This is a genomic window from Nostoc sp. FACHB-190 (genome assembly GCF_014696905.1).
Taxonomy (GTDB): domain Bacteria; phylum Cyanobacteriota; class Cyanobacteriia; order Cyanobacteriales; family Nostocaceae; genus Nostoc_B.
The window spans coordinates 64,661-82,615 of record NZ_JACJQW010000004.1 but is presented as its reverse complement, the minus strand read 5'-3'; the positions used below and the strand labels follow the sequence as shown (position 1 = coordinate 82,615).

Annotated in this window: 19 protein-coding genes; 16 read left to right on the top strand and 3 right to left on the bottom strand. The window is 40.5% G+C overall.

The genetic code is table 11. The features are described from left to right. Positions 1-850: 850 nt before the first annotated feature. Positions 851-1,042, bottom strand: a complete 192-nt coding sequence (locus H6G28_RS06725) for a hypothetical protein (protein ID WP_190589778.1) — start codon at positions 1,040-1,042, stop codon at positions 851-853. 158 nt (positions 1,043-1,200) lie between these two features. Between H6G28_RS06725 and H6G28_RS06720 the strand changes: the two genes are divergently transcribed. Beyond that, a complete protein-coding gene (locus H6G28_RS06720) occupies positions 1,201-2,151 on the top strand; it encodes a hypothetical protein (protein WP_190669837.1) in 951 nt (316 codons plus the stop codon). Between the two features lie 218 nt (positions 2,152-2,369). Here the strand turns inward: H6G28_RS06720 and H6G28_RS06715 are convergent, their stop codons facing one another. Then, on the bottom strand, positions 2,370-2,741 hold the full coding sequence (locus H6G28_RS06715; RefSeq protein WP_190669835.1) for a response regulator: 372 nt from the start codon (positions 2,739-2,741) through the stop codon (positions 2,370-2,372). Between the two features lie 54 nt (positions 2,742-2,795). Beyond that, the gene (locus H6G28_RS06710; protein WP_190669833.1) at positions 2,796-3,917 is read right to left on the bottom strand and encodes a response regulator; all 1,122 of its coding nucleotides are present in this window, start codon (positions 3,915-3,917) and stop codon (positions 2,796-2,798) included. 1,024 nt (positions 3,918-4,941) lie between these two features. Here H6G28_RS06710 and H6G28_RS06705 point away from each other — a divergent pair. The 15 genes from H6G28_RS06705 (at position 4,942) to cpcG2 (ending at position 17,840) form a co-directional block, all read left to right on the top strand. Then, positions 4,942-5,658 carry a Uma2 family endonuclease gene (locus tag H6G28_RS06705; protein WP_190589774.1) on the top strand — a complete coding sequence of 239 codons (717 nt, stop codon included), beginning with the start codon at positions 4,942-4,944 and terminating at the stop codon, positions 5,656-5,658. A 321-nt stretch (positions 5,659-5,979) separates the two neighbouring features. Continuing rightward, entirely contained in the window at positions 5,980-6,918 is a 939-nt protein-coding gene (locus tag H6G28_RS06700; RefSeq protein WP_190589773.1) for an RluA family pseudouridine synthase, read from the top strand. A gap of 779 nt (positions 6,919-7,697) precedes the next feature. After that, on the top strand, positions 7,698-8,216 hold the full coding sequence (locus H6G28_RS06695; RefSeq protein ID WP_190589772.1) for a phycocyanin/phycoerythrocyanin subunit beta: 519 nt from the start codon (positions 7,698-7,700) through the stop codon (positions 8,214-8,216). Between the two features lie 73 nt (positions 8,217-8,289). Then, a complete protein-coding gene (locus H6G28_RS06690; protein ID WP_190669831.1) occupies positions 8,290-8,778 on the top strand; it encodes a phycocyanin alpha subunit in 489 nt (162 codons plus the stop codon). A gap of 136 nt (positions 8,779-8,914) precedes the next feature. Continuing rightward, positions 8,915-9,751 (top strand): phycobilisome linker polypeptide, encoded by an 837-nt coding sequence (locus H6G28_RS06685; RefSeq protein WP_190589770.1) that lies wholly within the window; start codon positions 8,915-8,917, stop codon positions 9,749-9,751. 114 nt (positions 9,752-9,865) lie between these two features. Continuing rightward, complete coding sequence (locus H6G28_RS06680) at positions 9,866-10,639, top strand: HEAT repeat domain-containing protein (RefSeq protein ID WP_190669829.1); 774 nt, start codon at positions 9,866-9,868, stop codon at positions 10,637-10,639. A gap of 322 nt (positions 10,640-10,961) precedes the next feature. Continuing rightward, positions 10,962-11,597 (top strand): HEAT repeat domain-containing protein, encoded by a 636-nt coding sequence (locus tag H6G28_RS06675; RefSeq protein WP_190669826.1) that lies wholly within the window; start codon positions 10,962-10,964, stop codon positions 11,595-11,597. A 563-nt stretch (positions 11,598-12,160) separates the two neighbouring features. Further along, the gene (gene cpcB / locus H6G28_RS06670; RefSeq protein ID WP_190589767.1) at positions 12,161-12,682 is read left to right on the top strand and encodes a C-phycocyanin subunit beta; all 522 of its coding nucleotides are present in this window, start codon (positions 12,161-12,163) and stop codon (positions 12,680-12,682) included. 79 nt (positions 12,683-12,761) lie between these two features. Then, positions 12,762-13,253, top strand: a complete 492-nt coding sequence (cpcA, locus tag H6G28_RS06665; protein ID WP_190589766.1) for a C-phycocyanin subunit alpha — start codon at positions 12,762-12,764, stop codon at positions 13,251-13,253. A gap of 229 nt (positions 13,254-13,482) precedes the next feature. Next, entirely contained in the window at positions 13,483-14,343 is an 861-nt protein-coding gene (locus tag H6G28_RS06660) for a phycobilisome linker polypeptide (RefSeq protein ID WP_190589765.1), read from the top strand. A gap of 45 nt (positions 14,344-14,388) precedes the next feature. After that, positions 14,389-14,631, top strand: a complete 243-nt coding sequence (gene cpcD / locus H6G28_RS06655; RefSeq protein WP_062292420.1) for a rod-capping linker protein CpcD — start codon at positions 14,389-14,391, stop codon at positions 14,629-14,631. A gap of 10 nt (positions 14,632-14,641) precedes the next feature. Continuing rightward, the gene (gene cpcE, locus H6G28_RS06650) at positions 14,642-15,472 is read left to right on the top strand and encodes a C-phycocyanin alpha-cysteine-84 phycocyanobilin lyase subunit CpcE (RefSeq protein WP_190589764.1); all 831 of its coding nucleotides are present in this window, start codon (positions 14,642-14,644) and stop codon (positions 15,470-15,472) included. Positions 15,473-15,545: 73 nt separating this feature from the next. Further along, the gene (gene cpcF, locus H6G28_RS06645) at positions 15,546-16,145 is read left to right on the top strand and encodes a C-phycocyanin alpha-cysteine-84 phycocyanobilin lyase subunit CpcF (protein WP_190589763.1); all 600 of its coding nucleotides are present in this window, start codon (positions 15,546-15,548) and stop codon (positions 16,143-16,145) included. 41 nt (positions 16,146-16,186) lie between these two features. Next, positions 16,187-17,026, top strand: a complete 840-nt coding sequence (cpcG1, locus tag H6G28_RS06640) for a phycobilisome rod-core linker protein CpcG1 (RefSeq protein WP_190589762.1) — start codon at positions 16,187-16,189, stop codon at positions 17,024-17,026. A gap of 70 nt (positions 17,027-17,096) precedes the next feature. After that, the gene (gene cpcG2, locus H6G28_RS06635) at positions 17,097-17,840 is read left to right on the top strand and encodes a phycobilisome rod-core linker protein CpcG2 (protein WP_190589761.1); all 744 of its coding nucleotides are present in this window, start codon (positions 17,097-17,099) and stop codon (positions 17,838-17,840) included. Positions 17,841-17,955 lie beyond the last annotated feature (115 nt).

Genomic DNA, 17,955 nt, shown 5'->3' with positions numbered 1-17,955 from the left:
TTCTGTTCGCCGAGCGACTTGTACCGAGCGTTCGCGCAGCGTCTCCTTCAGGAGAAGTCGAGGTCAGTCGAGGCGCTGCTTGTATCTCTGTATTATTTTTAAAGTGAAATATGATCACAGCCAAGCCCTGACACCCATATACCCCTTCACCCTTCTTTAAACCCTTTATTTCTGCTGTAAAACTTGACATCAGCAGTTAACTTAACACGCAAAAAAATAAATGTAGTTTAGTTAAAGATTAAAGTGTAAATTTAAATTTGATCCAAAGTTTTTATCAGTAATATCACTATAATTTTAAATATATATCACTTACGTAGATACACACTGATAAATTATATTAATTTTATATAAGGTGATTAAAGTTACTAAATTATAAAAAATTGATTAAAGAGCAAAAATCATAAAATAAACTGTTTTAAGCAATTTATGCCTGAATTGCTTAATTTATCTAGTAAAGTTTTTATTTTACATTAACCTAAAAATTCCTTAATCAAATTTTGTTTATGTATTAATACTGTCAGTAATGTATTAATAAAATTTATTTTATATGTATAAAAAGCAGCATTATAGCATGTGACATAAATTCCTTTTTTATTATTTGTGATAAATCCGTATGTTCTTACTCGTGAATAATTTATTTAGAATACAAAAAAGCTAAGTTATACTACTTACTAGTTTCAATTGAATTAACCTTACTCATAGAGGATGTCTGAAAACTTTTTAATGTTGTAATGAACTCTGACAGATTACTCTAAACCACCCATAAAAAATGATACTTTGCAGCATTTTAGGGTGGTGAGTATAGGTACTGAATCCTCTGAAGAGGATGTTTTCAAAACCTTCTTGATTATTAGCAACAAGTCTTAGATTCTCTCAAATCTTCCCACGCAAGAGAAACCAGTTTGTTGAATATCAATAGCTGTATTAAGGCAGGTGCAGTCTGAGGATTTCCCCTGGGAATAACTGCTGCAATCATCTGCTGATTTAAAGCGGCTGTTGTTGTATATAACAACTTCTGGTCAGACTCTGTTTGCCTATTCATACTCTATAGACATATCTGAATAGGGTCACTTTGGAGGATGAAGAGAAGACACAATGCTGATAATTACAAGCAAATTCTGTTGAAACCATCTCCCAACTTTCAGCTAATTGTTCACTTTGGTCAGAATCAACACACCTACTTGTAGAGAGAAAACCATCATGAATACACCTTTGATTAAATTGGAAGAATTGCAACAAGGTAAAGTTCTTGTTGATGAGTTGGGGTTGTTAACCGAAATGCCTGATGAGATAATTCAACTCTCTCAGAGAGTGAAACAAATCATGGGTGCTTCTAAAGTCGTCCAAGGTATGTGTGCAGGTGATTATTTTTCTCTAGTGTCATATTCAGCAATTTATTGGGGAATAGTCAAAACCTTTCCTCGCACTGTTATCAGAAACGTCAAGAAGTTTTTGAACCGTTTCTCTGAACAAAATTCCAGCCGTAATTTGCTTTTAGTCTTCAACTACACAGGTAAAGAACGCGAAAAAATCTTAGCTTCCCTACAACATGGTATTTCTGGTATTGCCAAAGACTATGGTTTTGAAGAAGGTAGTCATTTAGATTATTGGAAAAAGTTGATGACTGCTGTGGGAATCATGAATGATTCCAGTACTGGTAAGCTTTCTCCTGAAGGTGCTAAACTCCTAGCCCAGCTTGAAAAAGCAGAACCAATTATGTTGATGGATACTTTGATTAATAAAGAAGCCGATATGCGAAACGCCTTAATAGCGATGTTAGCTGTTGAGTTTATCGCTGTAGGTATTTCAGAATGTGTTATCGACTCTCCAGAGTCTCAAATATTATTTGCACCAAATGGAAGAGGAATCACCAGAGAGTGGTTTGATGTTCATTACCATTCTGGCGATCATCATATATTAGAGAATAGCGAATATGATTTGACTCCAGATTTTGACCAGCTAAAATTGCCCCATGATACTATCAACTACAATATGTTGAAAATGGCGCATAAGGCTGATTATGAGGGTGAGTCATTACAAGATATTTTAGAAGCAAAAGTGTTACACGTCGCTGAGGCTTTTGCTGCTGCGGGTAATTACACTTGGAAATTTGACGAGTCGATTAATCTGCATTTGGCAATGAAGGCTTAAAAATTTCAAACTAGAGTCTAGTATGTGTAGGGTGTGTTAGGCGTAAGCCGTAACGCACCGAAAACTTTGCCATAGATGCGTTACGCTGTCGCTAACACATCCTACGTACATTTCAGAAATCAAATATTGAGTATTAAGTAATGAGTAATAAGTAAATTTCTGACTCATTACTTTTTTCAATCAGTTGCTGTACCTTATAAACATCGAATCTGCTGTAATTAGTTAATCTCAACCAACTGAATAGCATTCAGCAATTCTTCGGCGGTGTAAGGCTTGCTTAAATAAGCATCCGCGCCCTGTTTTCTACCCCACACTAGATGACTGGTTTGATTTGTGGTACTACAAATTAAGATAGGTGCTTTGGCTTGACTGGGATGACTTGTGAGGAAGCGACACAATTCAAAACCATTCATCCCTGGCATAAATACATTAGTAATAATTGCATCTGGCTTTTCTTCTAAAGCCATTTCTAAAGCTTCTTTTGCAGTTTTAGCTTTAATAATTTTATAACCTTTATCTCCCAGCACATTTGCTAGTTCACTGAGAGTGTCTTCTAATATCAGAATTGTCCCTACCCATGTAATACTCAATTCTGAATCTCCATATCAGCGATTTAGTTGATTTATTCTAACTAAATCTGAAAATTAGACAATATGCTTAAAGATAATTTTCATTAAATCTCCTTGGGTAAAAGATTTAGTCAGATAGCCAGAAGCTCTGACTATTTTAGCTTTTGCTCTGTCGATGAGGCTGACTTTTTCTGTCAGCATAATTATGGGTGTATTTTTGAAATATGTGTGTTGTCGTAATAAAGTGCATAACTCATAGCCATCTAAATCAGGCATATCTACATTTAATAAAATAATGTCTGGTTTAGTCCGCAGAATTTCCATTAAAGCTTTTAAAGAATCTGTAACTCCAATTACAGAAAATATTTGCTCATCTAAAGCATTCTTCACGACATTTAATAAAGCAGGACTATTATCAATACAAAAGATTGTGTAGACTTTCTTCTCTGGTGATGGTGAAGAATGAGTTTGATAATTATGATGGCTAGGGCTAGTAGCCTGCGATGGATAGCGGTTAATTTTGGGTAATTGTGGTTCTGGTTTGGGTTGTGTCCGGGTTGGGGTGGTAAATGGTGATGGCTGCGCCACAGTTGTTGATGAACGGAACTCTTGATGATTGAACCCAACAGAACTACTTTCGGTATATGGCGAACTATCTTGATAAACGCCCTCTTTTCCGCGCTTTTGACAGCGTTCGACTAACAAGCGGAGATTAAGATGGCAGAATTTAGGCATATCATCCAAAAAGCTTTCGGGGATGAATTCATAACTACCCTCTTCTAGGCTCAAGAATGAGTCGAGAACTTCTAATGCTAGTTGTTCGATGAGTACGGCTGCTTCTGTTGGACTAATATACTTTTGATTAACTAACCAGCAAATTGCCAAATAATCTGGGTTAGGTATGGCTTGACTACCAGCGCCATTTTCAAATATTGTCCTGAGTTGAGCGTCAATTCCATACGGTAAGGTCGAAATTTGCTCACTCAAATGTTGTAGATTCCGGTAAAGCGGTTCAAACATCTTTTCGGAATAGCAGGCATATATTAGCTTACCTTCATCTATATATATTGACCAAGCGCCAGATGTACTAAAGACTTGTAAACAACCAGTGACAGATTTACTGGTGATTTTCTTCAATAAAGATAAGGGCTGGATTTTTTGGAAAAATCTATATCTACTAATAGGGAGGGTTTTCATAGAAATATCTTTAGATAAAAGTACATATTGGCAAGGCAAATTTGTGAATTACCTAGTTGGTATCCACAAGCAAATATTTTTTGAGATTCTATTCAGCTAAATATAGCGGTCATATTTGGGTTCGTACAGAGATTCTTTACCCCTAACTCTAAAGTAGTCAATCTCTGATAAGATGTTGCTAACCTAACTACACTTAACTAAGAAATACCAAACTAAGCGATCGCTTAACAAAAAAGTAGTTGGATTTGTTCATGGTAAACATTATCCAAAAAACAATTTTGCTTTCTTCGCTTGTAATAATCTGGCTAGTTTAACAGTACATCATATTTTGCATTTAGACGTATTGGCTCCAACCCATCAGTAACAAAAAAAACTTTTAAATACGGATATTTTGGCTAAAAATGCAAATTTAAGTATATACTGAGTCATCTGGTTTTTTATTACTTTAGTATATCTTGCAACTCCGTAGCATAATTTTTCCCAGTAATAAGTTGAATATTGATTCTGAACAAGACTTACAGCAGTTAATGGAAGCATCAGCACTAAAAACAGGCTTTGCTGTTATTGGTCGAAAAATATTTACCCGGAAATATTTTTGTGTTCTGTCAATCCAATCTGATGTAAAAGTCAAAAGTGTACTTGATAGAAGCTGGATATCTAAATTCAGCTAAATGCTAAATGGCAACATCATAGATTTTTCTGTATTCAGATAAAAACCAGTTATTTTTATGATAAACAACCTCTGAAGATATAAATATAATTATTATTTAAAGATTTTAATTGTCGGAAATATAGCAATAGATCCGGAGAATTTAAAGAAGTACAGTAATTAATCATCGTGTGCAGGGTTGGAGAAAAGGTAAGAATTCAGTGTTCAAAAGTCAAGATTTGTTTGCTGCTCATTTGGGAATGCTTGGTGAGTTACTCAAATCTAATGAATTCTGACTTCTGGATTCTGAATTATAGCTATTGAATTATTAAGCTAGAATTAACTATGCCACTTGTGTAATTTGGACTTACGCTCATGGTGACTCAATTACCTTCTTCTACCAAAAAAGATATCATCTACCCGGAAACTGATGGACAGCCGATGGCGGAAAATACAAAGCAGTTTGAATTGATTGTATTGATTAAAAAGAATTTAGATTTATTATTTGCCAACGAACCTAATGTATTTGTCGCGGGTGATCTGTTTTGGTATCCTGTTGAAGGTGATAATGTGACGCGGAGAGCGCCTGATGTGATGGTAGTGTTTGGTAGACTAAAAGGCGATCGCGGTTCTTATTTACAATGGCAAGAAGGTAACATTCCGCCACAAGTGGTATTTGAAATTCTTTCCCCTAGCAACACTGCCAAAGAAATGATTGCTAAGTATAAATTCTACGATCGCTATGGGGTGGAAGAATACTATATATATGACCCAGAGACAACAGAGTTAAGCGGTTGGTTGCGTTCAGAACATGAATTAGCTGAAATTCCGCAAATGATTAACTGGATAAGTCCGCGTCTGGGTATTCGCTTTGAGTTATCAGACGGCGAACTTCTAATTTATCGTCCCGATGGACAGAAGTTTCTCACCTATTTAGAATTAGCGCAACAACGCGAGCAAGCACAAATAGCAGCCGAGCAAGAACGCCAACGTGCTGAACGAGAATGTCAACGCGCTGAACAAGCCGAAACTCAACTAGCAGCACTCCGCGCTTTACTCCGCGATAGGGGAATTAACCCTGATGAAGTGTGAAGTGTGAACAGGACTTACGCACCAAGATTGTCTATGAAGATTGGGTGTAAGGGTGTAAGGGTTTATGGCGTAAGGGTTTTAGATACATCCTTATACCCCTGTACCCCTACCTCACAAGTGTAGGTTTTCAACAGAGTGATGAGTAGCGACTCTAAAAATCATGATTGAATCAGAGTTCCATTCCCCTCACACCCTTACACCCCTACACCCTAAATCAAGGTTTTTGGGGCATAAATAACCTACAAAACCTCACCTGTCAGCGTACCCCTACACCCTTGTCAAAACCCTTAATTTTTCGTTATTCCCCACTCCCTATACTCAATGCAGACCGACATTAATTTAGAAGTTTTAGAAAATAGCGCACGTTTAGACCGTTATCTTGCACAAGAGTTATCGGATGTTTCTCGTTCTCGCATTCAGCAGTTGATTGAACAGGGAAATGTCCAAGTTAACGGTCAAGTCTGCACGTCTAAAAAGGAGAATGTGAAAATAGGCGATCGCATCATTCTACAAATACCAGAAGCACAGCCCCTAGAGCTACAGGCAGAAGATATTCCCCTTGATATTCTTTACGAAGACGAACAATTACTTATCCTCAATAAACCTGCTGGCTTAGTTGTCCATCCCGCACCAGGACATTATGATGGCACATTGGTAAATGCTTTGTTGGCGCATTGTCCAAACCTTCCCGGTATTGGCGGAGTTCAACGTCCGGGAATTGTGCATCGATTGGATAAGGATACCACCGGTGCGATCGCGATCGCCAAAACCGACATTGCTTATCAACACTTACAAGCACAACTCCAAGCCAAAACCGCGCGGCGAGAATATTTAGGTGTAGTTTACGGTGCGCCAAAAACTGAAAGTGGTAAGATAGATTTTCCGATCGGTCGCCATCCCCAAGACCGCAAAAAAATGGCTGTCATTCCTGTAGAACAAGGTGGACGCACAGCAGTTACACACTGGCATATACTAGAACGCTTAGGTAATTACACATTAATTAAATTTCAATTAGAAACAGGTCGTACCCATCAAATTCGGGTTCATAGCGCCAAAATTGGTCATCCCATTGTGGGTGATCCTGTTTATAGTTCTGGTCGTTCGGTGGGTGTAAATCTTCCTGGTCAAGCATTACACGCTTGGCGGCTCAAGTTACAACACCCCATTTCACAAGATTGGATTGAAGTTACAGCACCAATACCCCAAACTTTTACAACTTTGTTAGAAGTCCTCCGCCGCAGAATCGCCGTCTCTTCTTGAAAAAAGAATATAAATAATTTTCAGATTTCGCTTTACTTTGGTTTACAAAAGCTTACACAGAAATTTTGGGCAAAAATCTCATTTACAAGCTGTAGTAATAGATGAAAGGCTGGTAAACAGAAAGTTATAAGCAAATTCAGCATATATTTCAGACTTGACATCTTCTTGATTTTTATCTGATGCAATAAAAATCAAAATTGTGATTTAAATTACAAAATTTCTCTAACAAATTGTTCACAGTCTACTAACACCTGTTAGTAGCCAAAAGTTTAAAGTTAACAATCAACAACCCTAAATTTTCAACTTTTGGTTCTGCTTGAACAGTAGCTTGATTCCTGCTGTGCTAATCACTTTCTCAAGCTACACTGTCAGAAATTCTAGATATATAAGTTTTATTTGTTACTAAGCTCAAAAAAGTCCAGGGAATATGTGAAGTAAGTTTTCTAAAAATGTTGGAATGTAAAGCAAAAATTTTCTGATGATGCCTCAAAGCTATGTAGGGAGATAGTTTAGCGAAAAAGCTGTATGGAGAAATACTATTTCATAAAACTTAAGAATAAACTAACTCAACCAATATATAAAATACGAACAAGGTTTTAAAAGCAATTAAAAAAACAAGCAAAGTTAGCTGTTTTAAAGAATAGTTAATTGCGGCAAAAAGTTATTATTTCAAATTAACTATTTGAAGTAGTGATTTTGTAATGCAATGAATTTTGCTCCATAGATTAATTGCTATGAACCACATAAATATCTGCAATTAATGGTCGGAGGAATCAAAAATGCTCGACGCTTTTTCCAAAGTAGTTGAACAAGCCGATAAAAAAGGTTCATATTTAAGCGGTGAAGAAATAAACGCATTATCAGCTATGGTTGCTGATAGCAATAAGCGGTTAGATATCGTTAACAGACTCACCAGTAATGCTTCTTCAATTGTGGCTAACGCTTATCGGTCTTTAGTAGCTGAACGTCCACAAATTTTTAATGCTGGTGGTGCTTGTTTCCACAACCGCAACCAAGCTGCATGTATCCGTGACTTAGGATTTATTCTGCGTTACGTTACTTATTCTGTATTAGCTGGTGATGCTAGTGTGATGGACGATCGCTGCTTAAATGGTCTGCGTGAAACCTATCAAGCACTAGGTACTCCTGGCGATGCTGTAGCTTCTGGAATTCAAAAAATGAAAGATGCTGCTATTGCAATTGCTAATGACTCTAATGGTATTACAAAAGGTGATTGTAGCCAATTAATTGGTGAATTAGCCAGCTATTTTGATCGTGCTGCTGGTGCTGTTGTTTAATAAATTGTTTGTGCCAACTGTTCGCAAACTGGTTGTTAGGAATTAGTCAAAAATCGAGGAGATTAGGAGAGTTATGAAAACACCTTTAACGGAAGCGATATCTGCTGCTGATTTGCGTGGTTCTTATCTCAGCAATACCGAAATACAAGCAGTATTTGGTCGGTTCAACCGCGCTCGTGCAGGTTTAGAAGCTGCGAAAGCATTTAGCAATAATGGCAAGAAATGGGCAGAAGCAGCAGCCAATCATGTTTATCAAAAATTCCCCTACACCACTCAAATGAGTGGCCCTCAATATGCGTCTACTCCCGAAGGTAAATCCAAGTGTGTACGCGATATTGATCACTATCTCCGCACCATCAGCTATTGCTGTGTTGTTGGCGGTACTGGCCCCTTAGATGAATATGTAGTTGCTGGTTTAAGTGAACTCAATGGTGCTTTGGGTTTATCTCCTAGCTGGTATGTAGCTGCACTCGAATTTGTGCGTGACAATCATGGTTTAAATGGTGATGTTGCTGGGGAAGCTAACACCTATCTCAACTATGCAATTAACGCTTTAAGCTAATACAAAATTGTGGGTCTTTGTCAATAGAAAATTGCTCAATTAGTAGGAAAATTTTCTACTTAAATTGTTGCGGTTTTCTACTGCCAAAGACCCAAATTTATTGCTAACCAAAATTGAAAAAGGAGCGATAGTCCAAATGAGTGCTTCTATTGCAGACCGACTAGGCATTAGAGATGCAATTGCCATTAAAGTAGAGCTACGCCAAAATTGGAGCGAAGACGAATTACAAAAAGTATTTCGTGCTGCTTATCAGCAAATTTTTGGTCGTCAAGGAATCTACGCCAGCCAAAAATTTACTAGTGCCGAAGCTTTATTGCGAAATGGCAAAATTAGCGTGCGGCAATTTGTAGAAACTTTGGCAAAATCTGAATTTTACAAAGAATGCTTTTTTTATAACAACTCCCAAGTGCGTTTTATCGAATTAAACTATAAGCACTTATTGGGACGTGCGCCTTACGATCAATCAGAGATTGCTTACCATGTAGATTTATATGCTGCGCGTGGCTATGATGCAGATATTGAATCTTACATTTACAGCCCAGAATATGAAAATGCTTTTGGAAATGCTGTTGTGCCTTATCACCGGGGATTTCAATCAATTCCTGGCATGAAAACTGTTGGTTTTAATCGGATATGTGAGCTTTATCGCGGTTCTGGTAATAGTGATAATGCTCAAATGGGACGCAGAAATTCTCGCTTGCGGACGAAAGTTTCATTGAATTTAGCTAATGGAATTTTACCGCCAACTTCCGCAGGCACAGGGTTTGTCTCAGCAGCGCCAACTTTAATTAGTTCGGCTCAACGCGGAGATAGTCGGATGTTTGTAATTGAAGCGATCGCCGGTACAATTGGCTCTAAAGCATCAGTACGCCGTAGCCGCCAAGTGTACACTGTACCTTACGAACGTCTTTCAACCACCTACCAAGAAATACACAAGCGCGGCGGTAAGATAATCAAAATCTCTCAAGTGTAAATTTCAGCAAAAATCAGGAATTCTCTTTTTGATGGGGTGTGAGGGTGTAGGGGTATAAGGGTGTAAAAAAATTCCTACACCCCTACACCCTTAATCCCTTACACCCTTTTCACTATGACTATTACTAACTCTGCTGAACCAATTCTTTCACCAGAAAGTGCGATCGCGGCATTATCTAGTGAGGATAATCAAATTCGTTATTACGCTGCTTGGTGGTTGGGTAAACATCAAGTCCAAGCTGGCTGTGTGGCGTTATGCGAGGCTTTATTTGATGAACGTTATCGCATTCCCGGTGGGGGTTATCCGCTACGCCGTCAAGCCGCCCGCGCATTAGGACAATTGAAAAATCCCCAAGCTGTACCAGCGTTAGTAAAAGCGTTAGAGTGCGATGAGGATTTGCGTTTAAGGGAAGCCGCGATCGCCGCTTTAGCTGCTATTGGTGACAAAAGGGCTGTGACTCCTTTGTTACATCTGTTAGCAACCAGTCAAGAACAACCTTATGAAGCCTTGATTGAAGCATTAGCAACACTCCAAGTTTGGTCAGCACGTCCGCAAATCGAAGATTTTTTGCAACATCCTTCAGAACGAGTTCAATGTGCGGCGGCGCGATATATGTATCTGTTAACGCAACAACCCGAATACATTGAACGTATCGTCAAAAACCTCAACCACGACAATATGTATTTACGTTGGGCTGCTGTTTTTGACTTAGGCGCAGTTGGTCATCAACAAGCTATCCAGGCTATCTTAAAAGCCCAGGTTCCTAATAGTTTGAAGTTATTAAACTTAAAGCGCATTTTAGAAGCATTTCTAGAAATTCATAGTTATGCCGAAGAGACAGCTTTATTAATTTTTCAAGCGATAGATAATTTACTAATTCAACTTTAAAAGTCAAAATACATTTTTTTGAAATTAGTATCACAAGTAAAAAGTAAAAAGGGAAATTCATATAGGGCTGACGTAGGGTGTGTGACGCAACGAGAAGATTTAAACGTAGTCATCAGATTTATAGCGTCACGCACCAACCACCAATTGTGACACTTACGTAAGTCCTGCCATGTTGAAAATTCATTGGTCTACAATTAGTGGCAAATCTGATTTGCCTCACTAGTTGACCCTGAGCGTTTTTCTAACCGGAGTCGTTTGCTCTTTTTTACTTTTACCTTTTTACTTTATTTTGCCATGCAATTTTTTATCAGTGAGCAGAACCATGAATGAGCAATTAATTTCCCAAATTAATCAAGCTGCAACACCAGAAGAAGTAATTACAGCAATTAGGGCTATAGCTGTGAGTGATACTCCAGAAATCGACTCTATCAATGCTGTAATTACAGCTTTAAGTCATCATCACCCAATGGTGAAAAATGCAGCAGTAGAGGCCTTAGTTAAGTTGGGAAATGTCACAGTAAAACCCTTAATTACTGCTTATGCAACTTCTCGTGATCAGGGATTACAAGCTTATATTATTCAAGTCTTAGCTCAAATTGGTTCAGATGAAGCGATGGATTTGTTAGCGGAAGTTTTGGGGACAACTGTAGCAAATCATTGCCAAGGTAATGTGCGGCGAATTGCAGCACGGGGGTTAGGAAAAATTGCCAGCAATTCTCAAGATGCAGGAGTGATTGGTTGTGTACAAGAAAAGTTGATTTGGGCTTTGGTTTCTCCTGAAGATTGGGGACTGCGTTATGCTGCGGCGGTGTCTTTACAAGAATTAGCCACACCAACAGCAAAGGCGGCTTTACAAACTGCGATCGCGCAAGAAACCGATTCTGTGGTGCGATCGCGCGTAGCTTTAGCCTTGGAGTCAGGGAAAACAAACAAATTAGCTATGACCTATGACCGATGAGAACCGTCTCTTGACCCTAAACCAAGCACTCACGAAAATGTTGCGAAATATTTATTTTATGTTTCTTCACAATAACCTTCCGGATGCAAAAACTGGTGTAAAACTGCAATATCTTGCTCTGTAAGGGTTCCGGGAAAATTAAGAAAATATTAAATACGCAATATTTTCGGAAAAACTTATCAAATGTGAAGCTATGTAACAAAAAAAAGCGCGTTTTCTCAGTTACAGCCCTTGTATGTAAAGGATTTGAGGTGGTTCTTATGACTGCAACTTATTTATTCATAATTTGTAACAAATAAAGGATCTATAGCATTGTATAAACATAAGCTGGAGGGGTAAATAACAGACAGAACATAAACAAGACAATCAATTCGTAAAGTTTGCTGGTTTCTCATAAAACAAACCCTAGTTCTCATAATTTTCCTCATGAAGCAACAGGCGGACTTGAGAGCAGCAAAACGAGAAATGGTTACTTGGTCTGTTAGTTGCCAGCCCAAATTGATAAAACATTACCAGTTTTAATCGAGACATCTCTCAACTAAGGAATTAGGAGATTAGAGTCCATGACATTAGATGTATTCACCAAGGTAACTTCTCAAGCCGATTCTAGAGGCGAGTTCTTGAGCAACGAGCAATTGGATGCTCTAGCTGCTGTTGTTAAAGATGGTAGCAAGCGCCTAGATGTTGTTAACCGCATCACCAGCAATGCTTCCTCTATCGTTACCAACGCTGCTCGTTCTTTGTTTGAAGAACAACCCCAATTGATCGCTCCTGGTGGTAATGCTTATACAAACCGCCGCATGGCTGCTTGCTTGCGCGACATGGAAATTATTTTGCGCTATGTAACCTACGCTATTTTGGCTGGTGATGCAAGTGTCCTGGATGATCGCTGCTTGAACGGCTTGCGTGAAACCTACAGCGCCCTAGGTACTCCTGGTTCTTCCGTAGCTGTTGGCGTTCAAAAAATGAAAGATGCAGCTATTGGGATTGCTAACGATCCCAACGGTATCACCAAAGGTGATTGCAGTGCATTGATCTCCGAAGTAGCTGGCTACTTTGATCGCGCTGCTGCTGCTGTTGCTTAATAGCAGTCTAGAGTCTCAATACGCAAGTATTTAGGCAACCAGGTAAAAAGACTAAAAAATACCAAGGAGATTTGAAAAGATGGTTAAAACACCAATTACCGAAGCTATCGCAGCTGCTGATACCCAAGGACGCTTTTTGGGCAACACTGAATTACAAGCTGTTAACGGTCGTTATGTACGTGCTGCTGCAAGCTTAGAAGCTGCTCGTGGTTTGACCTCCAACGCTCAACGCTTGATCGATGGTGCAACCCAAGCTGTTTACCAAAAATTCCCCTACACCACAAACACTCCTGGCCCTAACTTTGCTGCTGATAGCCGTGGTAAATCCAAGTGCGCTCGTGACGTTGGTCACTACCTCCGCATCATTACCTACAGCTTGGTTGCTGGTGGTACTGGCCCATTGGATGAATACCTGATTGCTGGTTTGGCTGAAATCAACAGCTCCTTCGAGTTGTCTCCTAGCTGGTACGTAGAAGCTCTGAAATACATCAAAGCTAATCATGGTTTGTCTGGTCAAGCTGCTAACGAAGCTAACACCTACATCGACTATACTATCAACGCTCTCAGCTAGATAGTTTTCTGCCCGGAGAGGGATACAAGTGCTGGATGGTAATCACCTAGCAGTTGGATCAAGCTCCGGGCATAGTTTTATGTAGGGATGAAAAGAAGAATGCAGAATCCAGAATTCAGCGTTGGTTAAATCTAGTTATTCTGACTTCTGACTCCTGAATTCTTATTCAAAAAGCTTTTTAGAGCAAGCAGTCGGCGCAAACCGCCGAACATCAATAAGGGGATAAAAGATGGCAATTACAGCAGCAGCATCTAGGCTAGGGACAGAGCCATACAGCGAAGCACGTCGAGTTGAACTGCGCCCCAACGCCAGCAAAGCAGAAGTCGAAGCCGTGATTCATGCCGTGTATCGGCAAGTCTTGGGTAATGATTACATCATGGCATCAGAACGTCTGGTAAGCGCAGAATCACTCCTGCGGGATGGAAACCTGACAGTGCGGGAGTTTGTGCGTAGCGTTGCCAAATCAGAACTCTACAAAACCAAGTTTTTCTATAGCAGTTTCCAAACTCGTTTGATCGAACTCAACTATAAGCATTTGTTGGGTCGCGCTCCTTACGACGAGTCAGAAGTTGTTCATCACCTCGACTTGTACCAAAACAAAGGTTACGACGCAGAAATTGACTCTTACATTGATTCTGTAGAGTATCAAAACAACTTCGGCGATAACATCGTGCCTTACTATCGTGGTTTTGAAACTCAGCCTGGGCAGAAGACAGTAGGTTTTAACCGGATTTTCCGGTTATACAGAGGCTATGCAAATAGCGATCGCGCCCAAGTAGAAGGTAAGAAGTCACGGTTAGCACGGGAATTAGCGAGCAATCAATCATCTTCAATTATTGGCCCCTCCGGCAGCAATAGTAACTGGAGTTTCCGTGCAACAGCAGATTTAGCGCCGAAGCGGAACTTAGGCAACGCTGTCGGACAAGCTGATCGTGTTTACCGCATTGAAGTTACAGGACTTCGCAATCCCGGCTATCCGAGCGTAAGAAGAAGCAGCACAGCTTTCATCGTACCTTACGAACGGCTTTCTGAGAAAATCCAGCAAATCCATAAGCAAGGCGGCAAAATAGCCAGCGTTACACCAGCTTAAGTTGCTGCTACAGGGATTGTAAACCAAACAGGAGATAGAGAAGTAATGTTCGGTCAAACCACATTGGGTGCTAGTAGCGTTTCTTCATCTGCTAGTCGTGTGTTTCGCTATGAAGTTGTAGGCTTGCGGCAAAACTCCGAAACTGACAAGAATAAATACAACATTCGCAATAGCGGTAGCGTATTTATTACCGTGCCATACAGCCGGATGAATGAAGAATACCAAAGAATTACCCGTCTGGGTGGCAAAATCGTCAAGATTGAGCCATTAACTGCTGACGAGGAATAATCCCCTGGCAATGATAGAACCCAGTGGGGAGCAATTTGCCCCAGAGAACGGGCCTCAGCTCACACCAGATATAGCGATCGCTAACCTGCAATCACCAGATTTGAGTCTCCGCTATTATGCAGCTTGGTGGCTGGGCAAGTTCCGGGTTAACAGAGCAGATGCTGTGGATGGTTTGATTGCCGCATTAAAAGATGAAGCTGATAGAACAGAGCTAGGTGGTTATCCTCTGCGCCGAAATGCAGCTAGGGCATTAGGTAAGTTAGGTGATGCCAGAGCAGTACCAAGCTTAATTGAATGCCTTGAATGTTCTGATTTTTATGTGCGCGAAGCTGCTGCTCAGTCTTTAGAAATGCTGCGCGATCGCACTGCCACATCAGCACTGATCAAAATGTTAGATGGGGGTGTAGCCGAGGCCGTGCAAGTACCGGGACTCCCTCATCTAACACAACCCTATGAAGCAGTCATAGAAGCCTTGGGAGCAATTCACGCCACTGAGGCAATTCCACTCATAGAGCCTTTCCTAGAGCATCCATTACCACGAGTACAATGTGCCGCCGCCAGAGCCATGTACCAACTCACACAAAACCCCATCTACGGAGAAAGGTTAGTGAAAATGTTGGCAACAGGCGATCTGAAATTACGCCGTGTTGTCTTAGGGGATTTGGGTGCAATTGGGTATTTGGCAGCAGCAGAAGCGATCGCTCAAGCTCAGGTCGAAAATAGCTTCAAACTTATTGCCCTCAGAGGATTGCTAGAGCATCAATTAACAGACAAGTTAGAGGAGCTTGCTGTATCTGATGACGCAATTCGGGTAATGAACTTGATGGATTCACTTTTATAGTCACTTGTCATTTGTTATTTGTCCTTGGTCAAAAGCTGATGACAAGTGACTATTGACCAATGACTAACGACCAATGACTGAAGAACTAATTCGTGCCGTCGCCTTAGCAGATACACCAGCAAAAATGGTGACAGCAGTGCAGAACTTGGCAGCCAAAAAAGATATAGCTGCAATTCCTACTTTGATTGCTGTGTTTGGATATAACAATCCAGCCGCCGCCGCAGTAGCCGCCACCGCCCTCACAGAAATGGGAGAAGCGGCAGTACCACAGCTAATATCTCAAATTGATGACTACAACTATGGCGCGCGGGCTTATTCGATTCGCACAATAGCTGCGATCGCAGACCCTCGTGCTTTAGAGTTATTAGTCAGCGCAGCTGCCACAGACTTTGCCCCTAGTGTCCGCCGCGCTGCTGCCAAAGGTTTAGGAAACTTGCACTGGCATAAGCTAGATTTGCCCCAAAGCCATACAGCACCCAAAAGAGCCTTAGAAACCCTTATATTTATTTCTCAAGACTCTGAATGGTCAATTCGTTATGCTGCCGTTGTGGGTTTACAAGCCTTGGCAAAAAATAGCGATTTACAACAACCTATTTTCGCCAGACTCAACGAAATGCTCACAACCGATACCGAAAAAGCCGTCCGCGCTCGTGTGCAACTAGCTTATCTTTAAATAAAGCTATTTGTTTACCATAAAACAAGGTAAAAGTAAATATGTCAATACCACTACTTGAATATTCACCAAGTTCCCAAAACCAACGGGTAGAAGGTTACGAAGTCCCCAACGAAGATACCCCAACTATTTATCGCTTATCTGCTGCGGTTGACGATAAAGATATTGATGCGATTATCTGGGCAGCTTATCGGCAAATTTTCAGCGAACAACTCATTATCAAAAGCAATCGCCAAACCTTCTTAGAATCTCAATTGCGGAATCGGGCAATTAACATCCGGGATTTCATTCGCGGCTTGGGCAAATCTGAAGTTTACCGCACCCAAGTAGCAGATATTAACTCCAACTACCGCTTAGTAGACATCACCTTAAAGCGGTTTTTGGGGCGGGCTGCCTATAACAAAGATGAAGAAATTGCCTGGTCAATTGTCATTGCCACCAAAGGTTTACACGGGTTTATTGACGCATTGCTAGACAGCGACGAATATCAGCAGAACTTTGGAGATGATATCGTACCTTACCAACGCCGTCGCTTCAAAGACAGACCCTTTAACTTAGTTAATCCACGCTACAACAGTTACTGGCGCGATCGTCAAACCCTCAACTACCTAGGTGGTCGTTCCTTCTACAGCGCCCGCACCACAGGTTATGCCAGCAAAGAAGAAATTCGGCGCGTAATTCCTAGCAACTTCTTAGCAATGGCTGGGAACATAATTACCAACGAACGTAATTATCAACGTATAACCGCGACCGTTGTCTCCCAAATTAGAGATATGAATATCCCCGACAACAGCCGTGAAGGTGGTACTCCCCAACCAACAGTTAAACCCACAGCCGTTGCCTTACCTTACCGTTATCTTCCTGGCACTAAGACAACCTGAGTAGTCAGTCGTCAAAAGTCAGTATTAACAAATGACAAAGGACAAATGACAAAGGACAAACCCTAAAACTATGGCAATACCTTTACTAGAATACAAACCCAGCTCTCAAAACCAGCGCGTCCCAGGTTACGAAATCCCCAACGAAAATACCCCCAGACCTTATCGCATCGAAAACTGTGCTAGTGATGGCGATGTTCAGGAATTAATTTGGGCAGCTTATCGTCAATTATTTAGCGAACATGAAATTTTAAAATTTCATCGCCAAGGCAATTTAGAGTCTCAGGTAAAAAATCGCGCCATTACTGTACGTGACTTTATTCGCGGTTTAGCCAAATCTGAAGCCTTTCGGGGTTTAGTCATCGAGACAAATTCTAACTACCGTTTAGTAGAAATTGCCCTGAAACGCTTTTTAGGTCGTGCGCCTTATAATAAAGACGAAGAGATTGCTTGGTCAATCAAAATAGCAACAGCTGGTTGGGATGGTTTTGTTGACGCTTTAATTGACTCAGAAGAATATCTCACCAACTTTGGCGAAAACATCGTTCCTTTCCAACGCCGCCGCTATAAAGATAGACCCTTCAACCTAGTTACCCCCCGCTACGGTAACTACTGGCGCGACAAGCTAGAAGATGCTCGCTACAAAGAAGGAGACATCAAAAACTTCTTGGCTTTGGCTAACTCCCTCAGCATCAGACAAGTTACTTACACGCCAGTTAACCTCACTAACATCAAAATTCCCGACACCACCAGAGAAACCGTACCCCAAGGTATCCCGGTGTCAATTAGTTCCAGTGCTAACTTCCCCGTGCGCTAAGGACTGTTTTTCAGTGGTTTGATAAAAGTATAAGAAGGATATAAGCTCTGCAAAAGCTAACTCATAACCTTCTAAATGTTTTTCCGTCGAGTTACCAAATCATCAAGAGCAAGTA